Origin of the sequence: Anaerotignum sp. (assembly GCF_017483025.1) — a bacterium.
In the GTDB taxonomy this organism is placed as follows: domain Bacteria; phylum Bacillota; class Clostridia; order Lachnospirales; family Anaerotignaceae; genus Anaerotignum_A.
Map to the genome: position 1 here is coordinate 12,795 of NZ_JAFUMA010000010.1, position 22,549 is coordinate 35,343.

17 protein-coding genes are annotated in these 22,549 nt (G+C 46.9%); 16 read left to right on the plus strand and 1 reads right to left on the minus strand.

Translation table 11 applies throughout. The features are described 5' to 3' along the window. Positions 1-7: 7 nt before the first annotated feature. From IJ369_RS00515 to alr, 3 genes are all read left to right on the plus strand, one after another. Positions 8-1,636, plus strand: coding sequence for a sensor domain-containing diguanylate cyclase (locus tag IJ369_RS00515; RefSeq protein WP_290714708.1), 1,629 nt, complete (start codon positions 8-10; stop codon positions 1,634-1,636). 72 nt (positions 1,637-1,708) lie between these two features. Further along, on the plus strand, positions 1,709-3,646 hold the full coding sequence (locus IJ369_RS00520) for an oxidoreductase (protein ID WP_290714711.1): 1,938 nt from the start codon (positions 1,709-1,711) through the stop codon (positions 3,644-3,646). 225 nt (positions 3,647-3,871) lie between these two features. Next, positions 3,872-5,065, plus strand: a complete 1,194-nt coding sequence (gene alr, locus IJ369_RS00525) for an alanine racemase (protein ID WP_290714714.1) — start codon at positions 3,872-3,874, stop codon at positions 5,063-5,065. 89 nt (positions 5,066-5,154) lie between these two features. Here alr and IJ369_RS00530 read toward each other — a convergent pair whose 3' ends face one another. Further along, a complete protein-coding gene (locus IJ369_RS00530) occupies positions 5,155-6,048 on the minus strand; it encodes a DegV family protein (RefSeq protein WP_290714717.1) in 894 nt (297 codons plus the stop codon). Between the two features lie 349 nt (positions 6,049-6,397). On the opposite strand from IJ369_RS00530, the gene IJ369_RS00535 reads away from it, so the two are divergent. From IJ369_RS00535 to rapZ, 13 genes are all read left to right on the plus strand, one after another. Beyond that, the gene (locus tag IJ369_RS00535) at positions 6,398-7,474 is read left to right on the plus strand and encodes a PIN/TRAM domain-containing protein (RefSeq protein ID WP_290714719.1); all 1,077 of its coding nucleotides are present in this window, start codon (positions 6,398-6,400) and stop codon (positions 7,472-7,474) included. A 141-nt stretch (positions 7,475-7,615) separates the two neighbouring features. Further along, on the plus strand, positions 7,616-8,311 hold the full coding sequence (gene ispD, locus IJ369_RS00540) for a 2-C-methyl-D-erythritol 4-phosphate cytidylyltransferase (RefSeq protein ID WP_290714722.1): 696 nt from the start codon (positions 7,616-7,618) through the stop codon (positions 8,309-8,311). Further along, positions 8,308-8,775 (plus strand): ribonuclease HI, encoded by a 468-nt coding sequence (gene rnhA / locus IJ369_RS00545; protein ID WP_290714725.1) that lies wholly within the window; start codon positions 8,308-8,310, stop codon positions 8,773-8,775. The genes ispD and rnhA overlap by 4 nt, the downstream gene beginning before the upstream one ends. A gap of 118 nt (positions 8,776-8,893) precedes the next feature. Continuing rightward, a complete protein-coding gene (locus tag IJ369_RS00550) occupies positions 8,894-9,094 on the plus strand; it encodes a cold-shock protein (RefSeq protein WP_004036546.1) in 201 nt (66 codons plus the stop codon). 296 nt (positions 9,095-9,390) lie between these two features. Continuing rightward, a complete protein-coding gene (locus tag IJ369_RS00555) occupies positions 9,391-9,966 on the plus strand; it encodes a hypothetical protein (RefSeq protein WP_290714737.1) in 576 nt (191 codons plus the stop codon). 7 nt (positions 9,967-9,973) lie between these two features. Then, entirely contained in the window at positions 9,974-11,611 is a 1,638-nt protein-coding gene (locus tag IJ369_RS00560; RefSeq protein ID WP_290714739.1) for a GH3 family domain-containing protein, read from the plus strand. Continuing rightward, complete coding sequence (locus tag IJ369_RS00565) at positions 11,608-14,145, plus strand: HD domain-containing phosphohydrolase (protein WP_290714742.1); 2,538 nt, start codon at positions 11,608-11,610, stop codon at positions 14,143-14,145. Before IJ369_RS00560 ends, IJ369_RS00565 begins: the two co-directional genes overlap by 4 nt. A 128-nt stretch (positions 14,146-14,273) precedes the next feature. Further along, positions 14,274-16,106, plus strand: coding sequence for a translational GTPase TypA (gene typA, locus IJ369_RS00570; RefSeq protein WP_290714744.1), 1,833 nt, complete (start codon positions 14,274-14,276; stop codon positions 16,104-16,106). 33 nt (positions 16,107-16,139) lie between these two features. Then, a complete protein-coding gene (locus IJ369_RS00575) occupies positions 16,140-17,774 on the plus strand; it encodes a putative polysaccharide biosynthesis protein (RefSeq protein WP_290714746.1) in 1,635 nt (544 codons plus the stop codon). 74 nt (positions 17,775-17,848) lie between these two features. Beyond that, entirely contained in the window at positions 17,849-19,714 is a 1,866-nt protein-coding gene (uvrC, locus tag IJ369_RS00580) for an excinuclease ABC subunit UvrC (RefSeq protein ID WP_290714748.1), read from the plus strand. A 72-nt stretch (positions 19,715-19,786) separates the two neighbouring features. Further along, the gene (hprK, locus tag IJ369_RS00585) at positions 19,787-20,698 is read left to right on the plus strand and encodes an HPr(Ser) kinase/phosphatase (protein WP_290714750.1); all 912 of its coding nucleotides are present in this window, start codon (positions 19,787-19,789) and stop codon (positions 20,696-20,698) included. Positions 20,699-20,710: 12 nt separating this feature from the next. Then, positions 20,711-21,619: a UDP-N-acetylmuramate dehydrogenase gene (gene murB, locus IJ369_RS00590; RefSeq protein ID WP_290714752.1), complete on the plus strand. Its 909-nt coding sequence runs from the start codon at positions 20,711-20,713 to the stop codon at positions 21,617-21,619. A 36-nt stretch (positions 21,620-21,655) separates the two neighbouring features. Then, complete coding sequence (gene rapZ / locus IJ369_RS00595; protein ID WP_290714754.1) at positions 21,656-22,528, plus strand: RNase adapter RapZ; 873 nt, start codon at positions 21,656-21,658, stop codon at positions 22,526-22,528. Positions 22,529-22,549: the final 21 nt, after the last annotated feature.

A 22,549-nucleotide genomic window follows, 5' to 3' on the forward strand; every position in this document is an offset into this window, starting at 1 on the left:
TACGAAGATGAGCTTATCCTTTCAAACAAAATCGAATACAAAGACAGACTGCATCCTGCGCAGGGGATATGGTGTCCTTGTGCTTCTGGTGGCTGTGATACTGCTTTATCTGGGGTGTTTTGAAAACGTTTCTGTTTCTCAGACGCGGGAGAGCGGTGAGTATCAGACCATAGATGCTTACGATTATCAGGTGTTGGAGGACGCAGAAGCACCTATTGGCATCTGCCGGGAATATAAGTGGGTACTGGAGGATATCCCTGCAAGCGGCAACTGCTTTGCTTTTTATCTGGTGCATCATTGGGCGGAAGTTTTCATTGGCGGGGAAGTGGTCTATCAGCTGATGCCGCAAGAAGGAAATCGGATCGGCGGTACCATTGGCTGCAACTGGGTCATGCTGCACCTGCGGACAGCGGATATCGGGAAGGAAATCAAGGTAGACCTGTATCCTATTTATGAATCTGTGGCAGAAAATGATGTTACCTTTTATCTTGGTTCTCAGATGCAGTTTTGTCTGGATCAGTTCCGCATGGATCTGCCATTGATCATTCTGAGTGCGCTGGCCATTCTGGCAGGGATCATTTTTCTCGCCACCACGGCCTTTGATCTGTATCTGAAGCGGAAAAGCCGAAATCTTGGATATCTGGGGCTGTTTTCCATCATGGTGGGCCTTTGGAAGCTGACAGATCTGCGGACAGCACCTCTGTTGTTTGCTGGGAATCCTATGCTTTTATCCTATATCACGCTGGCGATGCTTTTGACCTTTCCTGTTGCGCTGATGCTGTTTATCCGAGGGGAATTCCAAAAACGGCGTTACCCTTTGTACGATATCGTTTGTGGGATCGTGATTCTTTATGGCGTTGTCGTTACGATATTGCAGATGACGGGCATCTGCGATTTCAAGGAAACCCTGCATCTGACCCATATTGCGATTATATTGTTTGTTTTTTCCATCGTTTCTCTGATGGTCTACGAATGGAAACGCGGAAAAAACGACTTCCGCATGAAGATCAATATGGTCTGTTTTTTGCTGTGTGCAGGCGGCGCTGCGCTGGATATAGTGTCCTTTTATTTCCACGGCAATTCCGCGGGGCTGCAATTTACGCTGACGTCATTTTTGATCTTTGTTTCGGTGAAGGCCATCTTCTCCAACAGAGAGCTGACGAAAAGGGCCCGCATGGATCGCCATACAGGGCTGTTTAACAAGAGCAGCTGTAATGAATTGATCGAAGATGAAACTATTCTGGAGGGGAATGTTTCTCTAATTATGTTCGACCTGAACTATCTGAAAAAGGTCAATGATACACTGGGACATAAGGCGGGGGATCAGATGATCGCGGACTTTGCGGCTATTCTTCGGAAAACCATCCGTATCAGTGATTTTGTAGGCCGCTATGGCGGAGATGAATTCATCGTTATTGCCAAGGGTGCCGGAAAAGAAAATGCAGAACGTATCCTGCGGGATATGTCGGCGGCTGTGGAAAAATATAATGCAGAGACAAAAAATGCGAAAATCAGTTATGCGGCCGGCTTTGCTGTTTCTGTAGAATTCGAAAACTGTACCATGCATACACTGCTGGAAAAGGCCGACGAAAGAATGTATATACATAAACAGGAAATGCACCGGGAGATGGAATAAAACCGTTCCCGGTTTTTATATAGAAAAATACAGGTGGATATGATATCCTAAGAAAAGAATGGAGGGATGAATATGGTTTTTACACCATTTAGAATTCGAGAGTTAGAATTGAAAAACCGCTGGATCATGCTGGCGATGCACACGGGCTTCGCTGGGGGAAATGCTTTGACGGAGCGGGATTATGCTTATTATGAAGAAATAGCAAAAGGTGGCGCAGCGGCAGTGACCTGTTTGCTTGCGGTAAATGAAGCAGGCGCCCTGAAAGGTATGTATGACGCAGAAACAGTGGATAAGGAAAGCCTGAAAACGCTTGCAGATCGCGTCCATGCCCATGATTGTAAACTGATCGTGCAGTTGTTCCACTGTGGACGAAATGAAAACGAAAAAAATCACGGTGAAAAGCCTTTGCTGGCGCCTTCCGCAGTAGCTTCTCCCATTTTTAAAACGGAGCCAAAGGAAATGACAGCGGAAGACCTTTCTGCAACAAAAAATGCTTTCGCAAAAGCGGCGGCACTTTGCAAAGAAATTGGCGCAGATATGGTGGAGATAAGTGCTTCTGCGGGCTATCTGCTTTCTGAATTTTTCTCTCCCATCACCAACCTGAGAGAAGATGTATATGGTTATAAAAACGAAAACGGCATGACTTATCCTTTGGAAGTTTTGGCGGCGGTAAGAGACGCAGTAGGCGAATATCCTGTATTGGTGAAAGTCTCTGCAGCCCAGATGGTGGAGGGTGGCTACGAGCTGACAGATACGCTGATGTTCTGCAAAAAAGCCGTAGATGCAGGCTCTATTGACGGCATCACCGTCACAGGCGGCTGGCATGAATCTCTCATCGAGCAGATTTCCTATCACGTATCAAAGGGGGCCTATGCGCCTTTCGCAGGTATTTTGAAAAAGTATCTGAATGTGCCTGTTATCGCCTGCAACCGCATCCATGATGCGGAAACAGCGGAACGCCTGCTGGCGGAAGGTTTGTGCGATTTCTGTGGTACGGCAAGAGCATTCCTTGCCGACCCTGCTTTTGCCAATAAGATGCAGGAAGGCAAGCCTTATCTGCCCTGTCAGGGCTGCAATAAATGCATTGCAGCTGTGCTGAAAGGCGAGGAGATTACCTGTGCCTTTAACCCCGAAGCGGGCAGAGAGGAATTTGAAAATCAGCGAAGAAAAATCGCTACCAGAAAGGAATGTATCGTCATCGGCGGCGGCCCTGCAGCCATGGAAGCGGCGAAAAAATCTGCGGAACGTGGCTTTAAAACGACCATCGTCTGCAAGGAAAAGGAACTGGGCGGTCAGCTGAGATTGGCGGCACTGCCTCCCAAAAAGGGCGATCTGCTGAAATATATCGATTATATGAAGTACACGCTGGAAGAATTAGGCGTGAATATTTTGACAGAAACAGAAGGCACATTGGATTTTATCAAAGACAAAACACCTTATTTCACGGTTCTGGCGACGGGCAGTCAGCCTGAAAAACAGTCCATTGAAGGCCTATCGGATGAAAAATATTTCACTGCACAGGAAGTTTTGCAGATGAAGGAAGAAAAAATAGAAGAACTGCTGCAAGGTGAAGTGGTCATCCTTGGCGGCGGCGCCATCGGCCTGGAAACAGCGGCATTCCTGGCGGAACGACTAGAGACGGTAGAGGAATATTCTCCCATCAAGGTCATCGGTAAAGAAAAGAAAATGGGCATGGATATGGGCGCCATGGCGAGACCTTTGCTGAATGATCTGAAAAGGAAAGGTATCAGCATGCTGACAACAACGGAAGCGACTTTGATGGAAGACAGAAAACTATATGTAAAGATCGGCGCCATGACGATGTTTGTTTCTGCAGATACGGTTATCTGGGCCGGCGGCAGCGAATCCTCTGTGGATACGGAACTGACCATGTGGCTGATGGATGAACGTATGAGCTACGCCATCGTGGGCGATGCCAATGAGGTAGGCGACGGCGGCAATGCCATCCATGATGCTTACGATCTTTTTACCCGCATGTACCTTGCATGACAAGGTCTGGGAATATTGTATTTTTTTCCTCTAAGACTGAAATAATTTTTAGTAGATATTGTCAAACGAGCTTCATTGTGCTATATTAAATACAAGTGTTAAATAATTGCCAATCATGAAAGATGATTATCATCCTCCATGGGAAAAAACGCAGTGATTTTCTTTTTGGCAATGAAAAAATACTGGAAAAATCAACCATTTTTTCTTGGAAAGGAAGCGGAATTTATGGATTTTATCAAAAGAACATGGGCTGAAATCGACCTGGATGCACTGGATTACAACATCAAGAGCATCAAATCTAAAATGGCTCCCGAACACAAAGTTATGGGTATCGTAAAAGCTGACGCTTACGGCCACGGCGATGGTTTCGTAGCACGTAAACTGCAGGCTGGCGGCTTCGACTGGTTCGGTGTATCCAATATCGAAGAAGGTATGAGCCTGAGAAACGAAGGTATCACAAAACCCATCCTGGTTCTGGGCTACACACCTGCTACATGCGTTGAAATCATGTGCCAGCAGAGCATCACAAATGCTATCGTTGGTATCGAACATGCAAGAAGCCTGCAGGAAGCAGCTGCAGCAGCAGGCGTTGTTGTAGAAGGCCACATTAAACTGGATACAGGTATGACACGTGTTGGCTTCCAGACAGATGATGAAGATTTTGAACAGTCCCTGAAAGATATCATCGAAGTAAGCAAAATGCCTAACGTTAAGATCACAGGTATCTTCACACACCATGCAGTAGCTGACTCCTACACAGGCGATCATCCTGATTTCACAAAAATGCAGTTCGATCGTTTCGACAAGATGGTAAAAGCTCTGCAGGATGCAGGCGTAAATGTTGGTATCCGTCACTGTGCAAACAGTGCAACAACAATCGCTTACCCTGAAAGACACATCGATATGTGCCGTTCCGGTATCATTACATACGGTATGCTGCCCTCCGGCGAATGCGAAGGCATGATCGACCTGAAACCTCTGATGACAGTAAAATCCACAATCGGTCTGGTTAAGAAAGTTCCCGCTGGTTCTCAGCTGTCCTACGGCAGAACATACACAGCAGAAACAGAAAGAATCATCGCAACAGTACCTATCGGCTATGCTGATGGTTACAACAGAGCACTGTCCAACAAAGCGAACATGATCGTTAACGGTCAGTACGCTCCCGTTGTTGGCCGTGTTTGCATGGACCAGCTGATGATCGACGTTACAGGTATCCCCGGCGTTGAAATGGGCACAGAAGTAATCGTTGTTGGTACAGATGGCGACAAACACGTAACATTCGATGACCTGGCAGCTATCCTGGGCACAATCAACTATGAACTGCCTTGCGTTATCACAAAACGTGTTCCTCGTGTTTACAAAGAAAATGGTGAAATCGTTGGTATCGTAGACCACGTTCTGCACCAGTACAAATAAGAAACACTTGAAATTTAAGGAGCGACCTTGTCGCTCCTTTCTTTTTGCAAAAAATAACCTCAAGTCTTTTTTGACTTGAGGTTTGTTTTTTAGAAACCGTAATGTTCGTATTTTTTTACAAAGCAGAAACCGGTCGTGCCAGGGCCTGTATGGGCGGAGATGGTAGCGCCGATCTGGAAGGGGGGCAGAAATTCCATGCCGGGCAGGGCTTCCTGTATTTTTGCGTAAAATCCTTCCATGTCATCCCAGATGGTATTCGTACCGGGAGTAGCGATATAGTGGGCAGGGTTTTCGCCTGTTTCCCTGAAGTGCTTCACTGTTACATCAACGATTTGAGAAAGCCCTTTTTTTCTGGCACGGCAAACACCGCCAACGCCGATCTCGCCACCTTTCAGTATAATGATAGGTTTGATCTTTAACAGACCGCCGGAAACAGTAGCTACTTTGCCGATACGACCGCCGATTTCCAGATAGCTCAGATCGCCTACCATAAAGTGGATACGACCATCCGCCTTTGCTTTTTCCACATAAGCGACTACATCTTCCAGAGATTTTCCGTTTTTCTGCATGCGGGCCATTTCCATCAAAAGCAGGCTCTGGGCGCCGGTCGCCAGCCAGGAATTGATGACGTGGATCTTTGCACGGGGGAAATCCTCTTCCAGCATGGATTTTGCTGTCATGGCGGATTCCAGAGAGGCGGTCAGGCTGCGGGTCATGGTGATGCAGAGGATGTCCTTGCCTGCTTCCAGGGCAGGGGTGAAGGCATCGATATAATCCTGGATAGAGGGCAGGGATGTTTTGGGATAGCCCTTTTCCTGTGTCATATAGCGGAAATAATCATCCAAAGAGATTTCCAGGATCTCTTTATAATAGTTTTCGTGGTCGATGGAAACATAAAAGGGGATCAGCTGAATGCCCAGTTCTTCTGCTTTTTCAAAGCCGATATCGCAGGCACCATCGCTGAAGATTTGATATTCTGCCATAACATCCTCTCCTTACTTTCTGGCGTTTTTTCTATTCTGAATACAGGTTTCTCTACTGGAATTTTTTGATTTTTTCAAAGAATAATATAGCAAATCATATTGAAAATTTCAATATCAGAAACAGATTATGTAGTCAGGGAAACCATGAAGCATGTTTTTCGAATCGAAATTGGAACGTTTTTGAAGAAAGCGAAAGTTATCTGAATCAGGAAGAGCTTTACGCCAACAGGAAAAAGAACTCCTTGCCAAATGGATAAAAATAAGATAAAATTTCAGTATGGTAAAGTGAGGGGATTATATCCATTTCTTTCTTTACCTGTGAAAAATACATAAAAAGGAGGTGAAATAAATGAAAAGAGCGTTAGAATTGATCATGAGCTTGATCGTTACAGCGGCTACCTACGCATTGATGCATGTTGTGCTTTTTATGGACTTATTCAATTTTCAACATAGATTGCCTGCTTATGTGCCTACTGCCATATCGGTGATCGTCGGATTCATATTTTATTTTATTTTTTCCTCGTCGCTGGCAAATCTGCTTATGAAACGTTTGAAACAAACGGAAGATCGCCTTTCTAAAATGAACCTGAAAGAGCTTTCTCTTTCCGTTATTGGCTGTATTGTCGGGCTGGTCCTGGCAAATCTGATCGGCCTTGCCTTTACGGGCTTTGGTGCCCTGGGGACATTCATTATCGTTCTTTTGAATGTCATTTTCGGTATTCTGGGTATCCGCGTAGCCAGAAGGAAAAAGGATGATGTCAATGTTCGTACATTGAAAGAGGTGCTGATGACAACACCACCCAGCACCACGGAGGACTCCATTTACGGCAGACCTAAGATTCTGGATACCAGCGTTATCATCGATGGGCGTATCCTTGACCTGCTGCAGACGGGCTTTATCGAAGGGAAGATCATCATTCCTGATTTTGTGCTGGAGGAATTGCGCCATATTGCCGATTCCGCAGATAGCCTGAAACGACAGAGAGGACGCCGTGGCCTGGATATCCTTAATGAGATACAGAAGCAGCTGGCAGTGCCTGTAGAGATTCAGAGTTTTACCACGCCCCAGTCCATGGAGGTGGATTCCATGCTGCTGAAAATGGCGGACAGCATGGATGCTTTCGTTGTGACAAACGATTTCAATCTGAATAAGGTGGCGGAATTCCAAGGCGTTCGTGTACTGAATATCAATGAACTGGCAAATGCCATCAAACCTGTGGTACTGCCTGGGGAAGAGATGAAGGTCACTATCATCAAAGCCGGCAAGGAACAGGGACAGGGCGTTGCCTATCTGAACGACGGTACGATGATTGTCGTAGACGGTGGTAGCAGACATATTGGCGAAACAAAAACCGTTATCGTTACCAGCGTGCTGCAGACAGCGGCAGGCCGTATGATTTTTACAAAAATGATCGCTGCGGCGTGAAAAGCGGAGAATGCCTCTTCATGAAATAAAATGCGAAATCAGCTTGCTTGGTTTCGCATTTTTATTCATGAAGAGATTTGTGGAGCAAATCATGAGTAAAACGTAGTTTTACGAATAGGCTTCTTAGAGGGAGGTATAAGTATGAGACCCATCAGCACAGCTGTCATTGTGGCAGCAGGGAAGGGCAAACGCATGGGGACGGAGATCAGCAAGCAGTTTTTGCCCCTTTACGGAAAGGAGATCCTTGCCCATACCGTAGAAAAATTTGAAAAGACAGAAGCAGTTCGGGATATCGTTCTGGTAACAGGAACAGATTCCCTGCAGGATGTAAAGGATATGGCCTGGGAATACGGCTGGAAAAAGGTCGTTTCCATCACAGAAGGTGGCAAGGAACGGCAGGATTCTGTTTGCAATGGCCTGAAACGGGTCAGCGAGGATACGGAGATCGTCCTCATCCATGATGGGGTGCGGCCCTTTGTGACAGAAGAGATTATAGAGAATTCCATCGCAGTTGCGCTGGAAATGGGCGGCTGTGTGGCAGGTGTTCCGGCGAAGGATACTATTAAGGTCTGCGATGCAAATAATATTGCCATTGCCACTCCTGACAGAAGCACCCTTTGGCAGATCCAGACCCCGCAGACCTTCCGTAAAGATCTGATTTTAAAGGCATATGAAGCAGCGAAAACCGATGGTTTTATGGGCACAGATGATGCTTCCCTGGCGGAACACTGCGGCTATCCTGTCAAAATCATTATGGGAAGCTACCGCAATATCAAGATTACGACGAAGGAAGACCTTCTCATCGGTGAAGCATTTTTAAAGGAGGAAACGCCATGAAAACAGTAACGATCTATACGGACGGTGCCTGCTCCGGCAACCCCGGCCCCGGGGGCTATGGCGTTGTTTTGCTCTACGGTGCGGCAAAAAAGGAGCTTTCTGAAGGCTACAGACTGACTACCAATAACCGTATGGAGGTGCTGGCGGTCATCAAGGGGCTGGAGGCTCTGAAGGAGCCTTGTAAGGTGAACCTTTACAGCGATTCCAAATATGTGGTGGATGCCATCGAAAAGGGCTGGGTTGTGAAATGGAGACAGAATGGCTGGATGCGTAATAAAAAGGAAAAAGCGTCCAATGTTGACCTTTGGGAACGTCTGCTTGTGTTGCTGGAAAAGCATGAAGTATCTTTCATCTGGGTAAAGGGCCATGCGGACAATCCGGGTAATGAAAGATGTGATGAACTGGCCCGTATGGCCATCCAGAATGGAAATCTGCTGGAGGACGAAAACTACGGGAAAATGTAAGTTATTGTAAACCGAATTCCAAGTGGAGTGGTAGAAATCTGATTGACACTGACGGAAATATATGTTAGTATCAGTCTGTAACAAATTTTATCTATCTCAAGTAGGAGGATTTTAAGTAATGAAAAAAGGTACAGTAAAATGGTTCAACGCAGAAAAAGGTTTTGGTTTCATCTCCGTACCTGGTGAAGACGATGTATTCGTACATTTCTCCGCAATTCAGGCTGAAGGCTACAAAACACTGGAAGAAGGCCAGGAAGTAGAATTCGAAGTAGTTCAGGGTGCAAAAGGCCCTCAGGCTGCAAACGTAACACGTGCTTAATCGATTTTAATTATAGAATAGACTGCGAAAGCATTCAAAATTATACATTTAGATTTGGTTATGCAAAAAAGGCTCTCCGTTTTTCGGAGGGCCTTTCTTTATTCCAACTTTAACGAAAAATTTATATCAATTAATGGTGACAAAGTGAAATTTCTTAAAGAATCGGTAATATTTTCTGTAACTTTTGTAATTTTTCATTGAAAACACTTTTTGTTCGTGCTATTATCAAAGATGACTTAATGTCGATTTTTATGTATATCAATAGAAATTGCTGAAAATATGCAAGAGGATGGAACATGGGAGAGACGATCATTGGCACAATTGCATTCATTTTGTTCATGGTTTACGACCTGGAACAGGCGGGTGTGGTGTCCCATCGTTTTCATAAAGGAACGAAGTTTTTCTTTACGATCGGTTCGTTCCTGCTTTGTGTTGCAACGGTTTTGTTGCTGGGCAAAGAAGTATCCCTTTCATTAGAACTGAAGCAGATCGTGTTTCTGATTTTAGCGGTGGTGTTCCTGCTGCTGCTTATCTACACACTGTTTTTTGCACTGCCCTTTGAGGAGACCTATGTGGCCCAGGAAGTCCATAAGATCTACGATAAAAAGATGTACGCCTTGTGCAGACACCCCGGTGTGCTGTGGTTTACAGGCTTTTATTTCTGCCTGTGGCTGGCCTTTGGCGGCGGGGCGTTGCTTTGGGCGGCCATTTGGTTCAGCAGTTTGAATGTTGCTTATATCATCCTGCAGGATGTTTATACATTTCCTCGGATCTTTTCTGATTATGGGGATTATAAAAAACACGTACCATTTTTATTCCCCAATGGGAAAAGTCTGAAACATTGTCTGGATACTTTCAAGGAGAGCCGGTGACTGGATTATGAGATTTGAAGAAAAACTGAAAACATTATCTCAGGAAGAGATCTGGCAGGAATACTGTGGTTTCCTTGATCTGTCCATTGAGGAATATATGCAGATCCAGAATCGTCTGATGGAAGAGCAGATCGCCCTCTGGAGCAACTGCGCTTTGGGGCAGCGTTTCCTGAAAGGAAAGCAAATCAGCAGTATCGATGAATTCCGTAAGGAAATCCCTCTGACGACCTATGGCGATTATGCCGATGTGCTGCTGCAGAAGCAGGGCAGTATGCTTCCTGATGACCCTATCATCTGGATACAGACTACATGGGAAGGCGGACGCCATCCCGTTAAAGTTGCGCCTTATACAAAGAGCATGCTGGATACCTACCGCAATAACGTGCTGGCCTGCATGATTCTGACAACAGCCCATGAAAAGAAAAAATTTGACCTGAAGGCCAAGGATACTTTCCTTTACGCACTGGCACCTTTGCCTTATGCGACAGGTCTGTTCCCTCTGGCGCTGAACGATGAAATTGAGATCGACTTCCTGCCTCCTGTAAAAGAAGCGGTGCAGATGTCCTTCAGTGAAAGAAACGTGAAGGGCTTCAAGATGGGCATGAAGCGGGGCATTGATTTCTTCTTTGGCCTGGGCAGTGTGGCTTATTTTGTCAGTCTTAGCGTGGCTGCTATGGGCAGCGGCGGCAGCGGCAAATCCAGCCTGAAATCCATCTCTCCCGCTATGCTGGCTCGCCTTATCAAGGCAAAGCATACCTGCAAAAAAGAGGGTAGAGAGCTGATGCCCAAAGACCTTTTCAAACCCAAGGGCTTCGTTGTTGCCGGTACGGATAACAACAGCTATAAAGATGACTTGGAACGTTTGTGGGGTATCCGTCCCATGGAACTGTTCGCAGGGACAGAACCCAGCTGTATCGGCACAGAAACATGGACAAAAGACGGGATGTATTTCTTCCCCGATACCTGCTTCTATGAATTCATTCCTGAAAAGGAGATGGAGCTGAGTCTGGATGATCCCAGCTATCAGCCGAAGACGTATCTGATGAATGAAGTCATTCCCGGTGAAAAATATGAACTGGTCATCTCTGTATTGAAGGGTGGCGCTTTCGTTCGCTATCGCGTGGGCGATGTATATCGCTGCGTGGGTCTGGAAAATGCAGAGGATGAAACAAGAATTCCAAGATTCCATTATATCGACCGTATCCCTACGGTCATCGATATCGCAGGTTTTACCCGTATCACTGAAAATTCCATTCAGAATGTTATTGAACTCTCTAGACTGGAGATCGAGGATTGGGTAGCCATCAAGGAGTATAATGAAGAAAAACGGCCTTTGCTGCATCTTTATGTGGAAATGTCGCCCAAATCTCTGGTTTCTCAGGCAGTCAGCAAGGAGATCTTAAGAGAGCATTTGAGCGTTTACTTTAAATATGTCGATCAGGATTATAAAGACCTGAAACGCATTCTGGGCGTGGATCCCCTGAAGATCACCATCCTGAAGTGCGGCACTTTCGCTGAATATCATAGAAAGAGCGGAAAGAAGCTGCGTAAGATCAATCCTTCCAAATATGAAGTGATGGAGCTTTTGCAGACAGAAGAATCCGTTGACCTGTGGTATCAGTTCCGGGGAGGTGGGCGCTTATGACAACTGGCTATGCCTTCATCTCCATCATTGCGCTGGTGTGCTATGTATTCCTTTTCCTCACATTCTTTGCGGCGAAAAAGAATAAGCATATCAATCAGTTTATGCTGATTTTGACTACAATGATCCTTTGGACAGGCGGTTCCTTCTTCATGCGTGCCCAATTCTGGCCGGGCGTGAAGTTCTGGTATGATGTTTCCGTTCTTGGGTTGACGCTGTGTCCTTATGTATCCTTCCTGTTTGCCGTGGATTTCGGCGGCATTAGGGTCGGCATTTCCCGCAGGGTGTGGCTGATCCTGGCGGTCATTGCCAATGCATTCAATATCCTGACCAACAGCCTGCTGGCAGCGCCCGAAGTGGTGACGATGGCGGATGGTTCTGTGTCTTTCATTTATGAAACGACATGGAAGGTTATCTTCCTGTATGGTGTTACTTTTGGTGCCAGTGTGCATATGTTCTGGCTGATCTGGAAAGCAGGGAAGAAGGATGAAATGCTGAAACGTCAGCTGGCTCCCATCGTTGTGGGGCTGCTGATCATGTATGCCGGTAACGTATTGATCTTCCTGCCTCCTTTCATCGGGGTGCCTGTGGATATCATGATGGGTATCGTGAACGTGCTTTGCCTGGTATACGCTTTGTATGCAAGACGTATGTTCCGACTGACACTGTTGGCTTCTAAAGGCAGCTGCTATGTGATCGCTGGGATCTGCTCGCTGCTGATTTTCAGTAATGCGATTTTCCCTCTGCGTAAATTTATCAACAAAACATTCTCTGTTGCAGGGGAGTATGATATCCTGATCGTTTCTGTGGTCTTTATGATCGCTACGATCGTGATCTACACAGCCATGAAGCATCTGATCGATAAGATCTTCATCCGTGATGAACTGGCCCGCTCTGAGACTCTGAAGGAATTCAGCGCAGCCGTATCCAAGAGCTTGAAGATCAATGAAATCCTGGATGTCATGGTTCAGGTCATCCAAACCACTATTGGCGTGAAAAAAGTTTATGTCTGCCTGGTCAATAATGATGGTGATCAGTATCAGGTAAGCTACAGCACCAGCCCTCTGGATAAGCGCAGCTATTCTCTGACAGCGGATAATCCCGTTGTCCTTTGGCTGAAACAGAATCATACATACCTGCTAATGAAGGATTTCCGCCGCACAGTGGCCTATAAATCCATGTGGGAAACGGAAAAACGCATGCTGCAGCTTCTGGAGATCGAATGTATCGTTCCTCTGGAAGACGATAACCAGCTGGTAGGCTTCGTGATGGTAACGGAAAAAGAAAGAAAGGCCATCCTGAATATGGATGACCTGGCTTTCCTGGATTCCGTTGGTTCCATCGGCTCTATCGCTGTTAAAAATTCTCATCTGTACGAAAAGGTTTACATGGAAGCCCGCATCGATGAACTGACAGGCCTCCTGAACCGTAAATATTTCTATGAAACACTGGAAGCGGAAGTAGAAAAGAACAGACACCTTTCTCTGAGCCTGCTGATGGTCAGCATCGATGACTTCAAGCTGTATAACCAGCTTTATGGCACAGAAGAAGGGGACAAGGCCCTCCGCAATGTAGCCATGGTGCTGCAGGCCAGCGTAGGGGAAAACGGCTATGTAGCCCGTTATAATGGCAAGGAATTTGCCATCATCCTGCCTCAGTTTGATATCCTGGCTGCAAAAAATATGGCGAACAATATCCGTATGCAGATCATGGAGATCAACAAGCAGCAGAGAGGACAGATGTATCGTCAGAAGGCACTGACGGCCAGCGTCGGCATCTGTTCCATCCCGTATGCGGCTTCCAATATGAAGCAGCTTCTGGATAATGCGGATATGGCATTGTATCAGGCGAAGCATACGGGTAAAAACAAAGTTATGATCTATTCTATCGGTGAGGTGGAAGATTCCCGCGCGGCACAGATGGATAATGGCACAGGCTACCGTGAAGGTATCTATTCCGAATATGCTTCTACCATCTATGCCTTGACGGCAGCCATCGATACGAAGGACCATTATACCTTCCGTCATTCCAAAAACGTGGCAGAATATGCCACAAAGCTGGCGAAGGCTTATGGCCTGAATAAGGAAAGCGTTTCCATCATCGAAGAAGCAGCTCTGCTCCACGATATCGGCAAGATCGGTATCCCCGAGAATATCCTGAATAAGCCCGGCAGACTGGAAGCGGAAGAATACGAAGTGATGAAGGAACATGTAGAAAACTCCATCGGTATCATCCGTCATCTGCCTTCTCTGGATTACGTTATCCCCGCAGTCATCGGTCACCATGAACGCTGGGATGGCAAGGGCTATCCCCGTCGCATTGCCGGAGAAGATATCCCTCTTTCTGCTCGTATCCTTTGCATCGCAGACTCCTTCGATGCCATGGTCTCCAAGCGCTCCTATAAAGACGCTTATGACACAGATCGTGCGCTGAATATCGTAAGAAGCGAAGCCGGCAGACAATTTGACCCTCAGCTGGCGGAATTGTTTGTAAAACTGGTAGAAAACGGCACCATCACAGTATTGAAAGATGAATAAAACTCTCTTGTTTTCCTGCAAAATAAGAGAGTTTTTTTCTTTGGAAAGATTGCATCGAGGGGAACAGTGTGCTACAATTAAGTGTCGTACGTAAGAGAAAATTGTTTATATGATTGGAGTAATTCTATATGAATCAGAATATTGAAAATATCAGAAACGTAGCAATCATCGCCCATGTTGACCATGGTAAAACGACCCTGGTAGATCAGCTGCTGAAACAGAGTGGTATCTTCCGTTCCAACCAGGCAGTGCAGGAAAGAGTCATGGACAGCGGCGATATCGAAAGAGAAAGAGGCATCACCATTCTTTCCAAAAACACAGCTGTAAATTATGGCGATATCAAGATCAACATCATCGATACTCCTGGTCACGCTGACTTCGGCGGCGAAGTGGAACGCGTACTGAAAATGGTTGACGGTGTTGTTCTGGTGGTAGACGCTTTCGAAGGCCCCATGCCCCAGACAAAATTCGTTCTGCGCAAGGCGCTGGAACTGAATCACCCCGTAGTAGTCTGTGTCAATAAAGTGGACAGACCTGAAGCTCGCCCCGATGAAGTTATCGACGAAGTTCTGGAATTGTTTATGGAGCTGGATGCAAATGACGATCAGTTGGATTCTCCCTTTGTGTTTGCTTCCGCAAGAGGCGGCTATGCTTCCGAAGAACCTTCCGCAAGAGAAGGGGATATGAAACCTTTGTTTGAAGCGATCATCAACCATATTCCCGCACCCAAGGGCGATGTGGAGGCTCCTGCCCAAGCGCTGATCTCCACCATTGACTACAGCGAATATCTGGGTCGCATCGGTATCGGTAAAATCGAAAACGGCGTACTGCGTGTCAATGACGAAGTAGTCGTTCTGAATATGCATAATGCAGAAACACAGAAAAAAGTTCGTATCACAAAGCTGTATGAATTCGAAGGTCTGCAGAGAGTAGAAGTAAAAGAAGCCAGCGTTGGCAATATCGTTGCGCTGAGCGGTATCGAAAATATCATGATCGGCGATACCATTTGCTCTCCCGAAAAGCCGGAAGCACTGCCTTTCGTAAAGATCTCCGAACCTACACTTTCCATGAACTTCTCCGTAAACGACAGCCCCTTCGCAGGTCAGGAAGGGAAATATGTTACATCTCGTCAGATCCGCGACAGACTGTTCAAGGAATTGAACACAGATGTCAGCCTGCGCGTAGAAGATACAGATAATCTGGACAGTGTAAAGGTATCCGGCAGAGGCGAACTGCATCTGTCCATCCTGATCGAAACTCTGAGAAGAGAAGGCTATGAATTCCAGGTTTCCAAGCCTGAAGTTCTGTATAAAGAAATCGAAGGCAAAAAATGTGAACCCATGGAAGCTGTTACCATCGATGTTCCTGAAGAATTTGTGGGTAATGTCATCGAAAAACTGGGCAGCAGAAAGGGCGAAATGACAAATATGTACCCCGCAAAGGGCGGCTACACAAGACTGGAATTTTCCATCCCTGCCCGTGGCCTGATCGGCTACCGCAGTGAATTTATGACAGATACAAAGGGTAATGGTATCCTGAACTCCCTGTTTGATGGCTATGAACCTTACAAAGGCGATATCGTGACACGTTCCCAGGGTTCCCTGGTGGCTTTTGAAAGCGGCGAAGCCATCACATACGGTCTGTATAACGCCCAGGAACGCGGCGATTTGTTCATTGGCGCAGGCGTGAAGGTATATGAAGGTATGGTAGTTGGCAGAAACTCCAGGGCTGACGATATGGATATCAACGTATGTAAGAAAAAACAGCTGACAAATACCCGTGCCAGTGGTTCCGATGATGCATTGAAACTGACACCCCATATCACCATGTCTCTGGAACAGTGCATGGAATTCATCAGCGATGATGAATTGCTGGAGGTTACACCCCAGAGCCTGCGTATGCGTAAGAAGATCCTGGATAACACACAGCGCAGAAAAGCGAGAAACCGCGCAAACAGTTAAGAAATAAAGTTGTATTGAAATAAGAGGTGCACCATGGCAGCAAGAGCAAAGAAAAAAGGCGGATCCTTCATCAAACAGGCGGCGATTTTGGCAGCGGCCAGTTTGCTTGTGCGCTTTTTGGGCTTCGTTTACCGTCTGCCCCTGACCAATATGATCGGGGACGAGGGGAATGCCATCTATGCAGGGGGCTATTATATCTATACCTTCCTGCTGATCCTTTCCTCTGCGGGGCTGCCTGCGGCCATTTCCAAGCTGGTTTCCGAGCGAATTGCTTTGAAGCAGTATCGAAATGCCCATCGGGTGTTTCAGGCGGCACTGGTCATCTCTACCACTTTGGGTACGTTTTTTGCTGTCGTGATGGGCTTGACGGCACATCAGCTGGCAGATCTGATTGGTATCCCCGACAGCTACTATTCTCTGCTGACCCTTTGCCCTACGCTGATCATCGTAGCCATCATGTCTGTTTTCCGCGGATATTTTCAGGGGATGCATACTATGGTGCCTACAGCTATTTCTCAGATCATCGAACAGGTATTCAATGCCTTTTTCAGCGTATATCTGGCGTGGGTGTTCCTGAGTGTGAATGTGCCCGAAGGCATGACGGAAAATATCCCTCTGGCATCTGCCGGGGGCACCATGGGTACCGGTATCGGCGCCCTGGCAGGTCTGATCGTAGTCATTTTTGCCTACAGCCTGATCCGTCCATATCTGCTGTGGCGTGCAAAACGCTGCAAGCAGCCCTATGAAGAAAGCAAGAAACAGCTCATCAGCAAGGTTTTGCAGACAGCTTGGCCTATCATTGCTGGTACGGCAGTATTCAGCATCACCAACCTGATCGACATGAGCATGGTTGTGAATATCCTGCAGGAAACAGGCTTCTCTGCGACAGAAGCAAACGCTCTGTATGGTCAGCTTTCCGGGAAATATGTGACACTGACCACATTGCCTGTAACGATTTCCACAGCCATTGCAACGGCAGTCCTGCCCAGCATTGCTGCATCTGTGAAGCTGAAAGAAAAGAAACAGGTACGCAGAAAAATGGCGCTGACCTATCGCATTTCCATGATCATTTCCGTGCCTGCGGCGGTGGGCATTAGTGCATTAGGCCCTCAGATCATCCAAATGCTGTTCCCTAACGCCAGCGATGGTGGCATGTTGCTGACTGTAGGTGGCATCTCCATCATCTTCCTGGCTCTGTGTCAGACTTCTACAGGTATCCTGCAAGGCATCGGGCATATCAAGGTTCCCGTTGTGGGGGCGATTTTGGGTGCCATTGCTAAAGTCATCCTGAATGCAACGCTGATCCGCATCCCTTCCATCAATGTATTGGGTGCGGTGCTTTCTACAACAGGCTGCTATCTGGTGGCGGCAGTATTTGACGTCATCATGCTGTCCCGCAAAACAGGTACGAAGTTCGACTTCACGGGCAGCTTCCTGAAGCCTGTCATCGGCTCCATCGCCATGGCGGCGGCAACTATCGGCAGCTACAATCTGTTCTTTGCCCTCATCAGCAGCAATACCATTGCCACATTGCTGGCCATTTGTGTAGCTGTTGCTGTGTATGGTCTGGTGATGCTTCTCATCAGAGGTATCGTGGAGGAAGATTTGCAGGCTGTGCCTGGCGGCGGCAAACTGATTCGTATTTTGAAGAGATTGCGTTTATTATAAGTTGAAAATACAAAAGGAGCGTTTGAGATAAAGACGCTCCTTTTTTTACAAAACAGAGAAAAGAGGTGAGGTCTATGTTTGATATTCAGGAAGAGTTGAAAAAACTGCCCCAGAAGCCGGGAGTCTATCTGATGAAGGATGAAAACGGTCATGTCATTTACGTTGGCAAGGCCATCAATCTGAAAAACCGCGTGCGCCAGTATTTCCAGAGCAGCCGTAACCAGACAGCAAAAACCCGCTCCATGGTTCCGAATATCAGAGAATTTGAATATATCGTGACAGACTCCGAAATGGAAGCCCTGCTGTTGGAGTGTAACCTCATCAAAAAATACCATCCCTATTACAACATCCTTTTGAAGGATGACAAGACCTATCCTTATATCAAGGTGACGGTGCAGGAGCAATTCCCCCGTATTTTCATCACCCGACGCATGGAGAAGGATAAGGCGAAATATTATGGGCCTTTCACAGACGTTCTGGCGGCAAAAGAGACTGTGGAAACGCTGCATAAGCTGTTTCCTATCCGTAAATGCAAGAAGGTCTTTCCGAGGGATATCGGGAAGGAACGGCCTTGCCTGAACCATCATATCGGCCAGTGCCTTGCGCCCTGCAGCGGGAATGTATCTGCGGAGGAATATCAGGCGTACATCAAGGATGCCATGGATTTTCTCGAAGGCAAGCATGAAGATATCCTGAAAAAGATGGAACAGGGAATGATGGACTCGGCGGAAAATATGGAATTTGAAAAAGCCGCTTCCTTAAGAGATAAAATTCGCGCCATCAAGAGCGTGGCAGAGCGCCAGAAAATTTCCAATACAGGGCTGGGAGATGCGGATGTTATCGCCTTTGTGCGTGCTTTTGAGGAATGTCTGGTGCAGGTGTTCTTCATCCGCAGCGGCAAAATGACAGGCAGAGAGAATTTTACTCTGACGGCCTTCGAAGACCAGAGCCGCGCAGAGATTTTGACCGCTTTCGTAAAGCAGTTCTACAGCGGCACGGCTTATGTTCCAAAAGAAATCATTCTGCAGGAAGCGTTGGTGGAAGAGGAAACGGAACTGATTGCGGAATATCTTTCCGAACGAAGAGGAAGCAAAGTGACTTTGACTGTGCCTGTGAAGGGCGAGAAGCATAAGCTGGTGGAGCTGGCCCATAAAAATGCTATACTGATCTTCGAGCAGTTCGGTGAAAAATTAAAGAGAGAAGAACAGCGCACCAAAGGAGCCATGGAAGAGCTGCGGAAGGCTTTGGGCCTGATGGGAGAATTGAAAAGGGTAGAGGCCTACGATATTTCCAATACCCAGGGCTTCGAATCTGTCGGTTCTATGGTCGTTTTCGAGGATGGTCGCTCCAAAAACAGCGATTATCGTAAATTCAAGATCAAAACTGTCGTTGGCCCAAACGATTACGCTTCCATGAAAGAAGTCATCACCCGTCGTTTGAACCACGCTATCAAGGAAAAAACGGAAGGCAAGGCCAGCAGCTTTACCCGTCTGCCCGATCTGATTTTGATGGACGGCGGCAAGACCCAGGTACACGCGGCGGAAGAGGTTCTGATGGCCTTTGGCATGGATATCCCCGTTTGCGGTATGGTAAAGGATGATAAACATAGAACCAGAGGGCTTTTGTTCCGTGAAGAGGAAATACACATTCCCTTGACATCTGAAGGCTTCAAACTGGTGACAAGGATTCAGGATGAAGTCCATCGTTTTGCCATCACCTATCACAGAAAGCTGCGGGATGAACGGAATCTCCATTCTGTTCTGGATGATATCAAGGGCATCGGGCAGGTGCGCCGTAAGGCTTTGATGCGTCATTTTGGCTCCATTGAGAAGATCGCTGAAGCGGAAGTGGCAGACCTTTTGGAAGTGGATGGCATGACGATCCCTGCAGCAGAGCAGGTATATCTCTTTTTCCATCAGGAAGAATTGCAAAACGGATGATTTTCATATAAGATATAATCAGGAGAATATTTGGTTTTATTTTTGTGGAAAACAAAAGAAAGGATGAAAAGCATGTATTCTGCGGAGTTAAAAAAGATCGTAGAGGCTTTCGAGCTTGAAAATATGCTGCCCGAACTGAGTTTGGAAGGGCGTTCTATCATTAGAAAAGAGATCAACCGACCGGCTCTGCAGCTGGCGGGATTTTATGAACGCTTCGACAGCGACCGTCTGCAGGTCATTGGTCGGGTAGAATATAGCTATCTGCTGAGCCTGAGCGAGGAAAAGAGAAAGGAATCCATCCACCATCTGTTCCAGTATCGTATCCCTTGCCTGATCGTCTGCAAGCAGCTGGAGATTTTTCCTGAAATGCTGGAATATGGCATGGAATATGGTGTGCCTATTTTCCGTACAGCTCAGACAACAACAGATTTTACAGCTGAGCTGATCTTCTGGCTGCGGGAAGAGCTGGCAGACCGTGTGATGATGCACGGGGTTTTGGTGGATATCTACGGCGAAGGCGTTCTGATTACTGGTGCCAGCGGCATTGGTAAGAGTGAAACAGCGCTGGAACTGATCAAAAGAGGCCATCGTCTCATTGCCGATGATGCGGTAGAGATCAAGCGCATCGCCGACAGAAGGCTGATCGGTTCCTGCCCTGAAATTATTCGTTACCTTATCGAACTGAGAGGTATCGGTATCATCAATGTAAAAGAATTGTTCGGTGTTGGTTCTGTCAAAGACCAGAAAACGGTCGATCTTGTCATCAAGCTAGAGGTTTGGGATGGTAAGACAGGCTCCTATGACAGACTGGGGCTGAATGAAGAATATATCGATATTCTGGGGAATAAGGTGCAGTTGAATACCATTCCCGTGCGCCCTGGCAGAAACGTTGCCATGATCTGCGAATCTGCAGCCATGACCAACCGCCAGAAGAAAATGGGCAGAAATACGGCTCAGGATTTCGCAAATCGAATTGGGAAATAAGAAGGTGAACTTATGGAAAAATTGATACAGGAACTGCAAGTAAGACTGGGCGAAGAAGGTCTGAAGCTGCAGGAAATGATGAGAGAGCATACCACATTCCGTGTGGGCGGCCCTGCGGAGTTCTTCATCCAGCCAAAGGATGCAGAGGAGCTGAAGGACGCCATCGGGATTTTAAGAAAATATGATGTGCCTGTGATGGTCATTGGGAACGGCAGCAATCTGCTGGTGCGGGATAAAGGCATCCGCGGCGCAGTCATCCAGATTTATAGCAGAATGGCAGATGTCGTTGTAGATGGTGATATCATCGAAGCCAAGGGGGGAGCGCTTTTGAGTGCCGTTGCGGCGAAAGCGGCAGATGCATCCTTGACAGGTCTGGAATTTGCCAGCGGCATTCCCGGCAGCATCGGCGGTGCAGTTGTCATGAATGCAGGTGCGTATGGCGGCGAAATGAAGGATGTTCTGGTGAGTGTGGATGTTTTGACGAAGGACTTGGAAATCAAGACTATTCCCGCGGAAGAACTTGACTTAGGATATAGACACAGCATCGTGCCTGAAGCAGGCTATATCGTTCTGGGGGCAAAAATGAAGCTGACAAAAGGCGACGAAAGTGCTATCCGTGGCCGTATGGCAGAGCTGGCAGAGCAGAGAAGAGAAAAACAGCCTTTGCAGTATCCCAGCGCAGGCAGCACATTCAAGCGCCCTGTGGGCTATTTTGCGGGCAAGCTGGTGCAGGATGCAGGTTTGAAAGGCAAGACCATCGGCGGTGCCCAGGTTTCCGAGAAGCATTCCGGCTTCCTGATCAACATTGGCGGGGCAACGGCGCAGGATATTTTAGATCTGATCGCATTCTGTCAGAAGGAAGTCAAAGATCAGTTTGGTGTAACATTGGAAACAGAAGTAAAAATTGTTGGGGAAGAATAAAGGAGAAACAGGAAAAGGGAAGGCTGGTGAAGGTTTATGAGATTTGTGATTGTAACAGGGATGTCCGGTGCGGGGAAGACATCTGTGCTGAAATTTTTGGAGGATATCAATTTTTTCTGCGTAGATAATCTGCCTCCTGCGCTGCTGCCCAAATTTGCCGAATTGTGCTATGAGCAGGAAGGGGAGATCGAACGTGTTGCTATGGGGATCGATATCCGCGGCGGCAAGTTGTTTAACGATCTTTTTGAGGTATTGTCTGACCTGCAGGAAAAGGGCTATGAATATGAAATTCTGTTCCTGGATGCTTCCGATGATGTCCTCATCAAGCGTTATAAGGAGACCAGAAGAAGCCATCCGCTTTCCAGGAATGGTTCTATTCAGGAAGGCATCCGCAAAGAAAGAGAAATGTTGAAGGATGTCAAAACAAAGGCGACGTATATCATCGATACCAGCCAGATCCTGACCAGACAACTGAAAGAGCAGATCAACAGCATTTTCGTAGAGAATAAAAAATATGAAAATCTTGTGATCACCATCCAGTCCTTCGGGTTCAAATATGGCATCCCTACGGATAGCGATCTGGTGTTTGACGTGCGTTTCCTACCCAACCCCTTCTATATTCAGGAGCTGAAGGAAATGACGGGTAACGATGAGCCTGTCAGCAGCTATGTGATGAATTTCGAGGAAAGTCAGATTTTCCTGAAGAAACTGGTGGATATGGTGGAATTCCTCATCCCTCATTACATCAAGGAGGGCAAGAATAATCTCGTCATCAGCATCGGCTGTACCGGCGGCAAGCATCGTTCCGTCACGCTGGCGAACGCCCTTTATGGTGCGCTGGATAAGGACAAGCATACTATGCTCCTGAAACATCATGACATCGAAAAGGATGCAAGACACAAAAAATAAGAAATTTTTAATTTATGAAAT

Coding starts and splice junctions, on each gene's coding strand:
- IJ369_RS00515 (WP_290714708.1), top strand. CDS start 8: ATGAGCTTATCCTTTCAAACAAAATCGAATACAAAGACAGACTGCATC.
- IJ369_RS00520 (WP_290714711.1), top strand. CDS start 1,709: ATGGTTTTTACACCATTTAGAATTCGAGAGTTAGAATTGAAAAACCGC.
- alr (WP_290714714.1), top strand. CDS start 3,872: ATGGATTTTATCAAAAGAACATGGGCTGAAATCGACCTGGATGCACTG.
- IJ369_RS00530 (WP_290714717.1), bottom strand. CDS start 6,048: ATGGCAGAATATCAAATCTTCAGCGATGGTGCCTGCGATATCGGCTTT.
- IJ369_RS00535 (WP_290714719.1), top strand. CDS start 6,398: ATGAAAAGAGCGTTAGAATTGATCATGAGCTTGATCGTTACAGCGGCT.
- ispD (WP_290714722.1), top strand. CDS start 7,616: ATGAGACCCATCAGCACAGCTGTCATTGTGGCAGCAGGGAAGGGCAAA.
- rnhA (WP_290714725.1), top strand. CDS start 8,308: ATGAAAACAGTAACGATCTATACGGACGGTGCCTGCTCCGGCAACCCC.
- IJ369_RS00550 (WP_004036546.1), top strand. CDS start 8,894: ATGAAAAAAGGTACAGTAAAATGGTTCAACGCAGAAAAAGGTTTTGGT.
- IJ369_RS00555 (WP_290714737.1), top strand. CDS start 9,391: ATGGGAGAGACGATCATTGGCACAATTGCATTCATTTTGTTCATGGTT.
- IJ369_RS00560 (WP_290714739.1), top strand. CDS start 9,974: ATGAGATTTGAAGAAAAACTGAAAACATTATCTCAGGAAGAGATCTGG.
- IJ369_RS00565 (WP_290714742.1), top strand. CDS start 11,608: ATGACAACTGGCTATGCCTTCATCTCCATCATTGCGCTGGTGTGCTAT.
- typA (WP_290714744.1), top strand. CDS start 14,274: ATGAATCAGAATATTGAAAATATCAGAAACGTAGCAATCATCGCCCAT.
- IJ369_RS00575 (WP_290714746.1), top strand. CDS start 16,140: ATGGCAGCAAGAGCAAAGAAAAAAGGCGGATCCTTCATCAAACAGGCG.
- uvrC (WP_290714748.1), top strand. CDS start 17,849: ATGTTTGATATTCAGGAAGAGTTGAAAAAACTGCCCCAGAAGCCGGGA.
- hprK (WP_290714750.1), top strand. CDS start 19,787: ATGTATTCTGCGGAGTTAAAAAAGATCGTAGAGGCTTTCGAGCTTGAA.
- murB (WP_290714752.1), top strand. CDS start 20,711: ATGGAAAAATTGATACAGGAACTGCAAGTAAGACTGGGCGAAGAAGGT.
- rapZ (WP_290714754.1), top strand. CDS start 21,656: ATGAGATTTGTGATTGTAACAGGGATGTCCGGTGCGGGGAAGACATCT.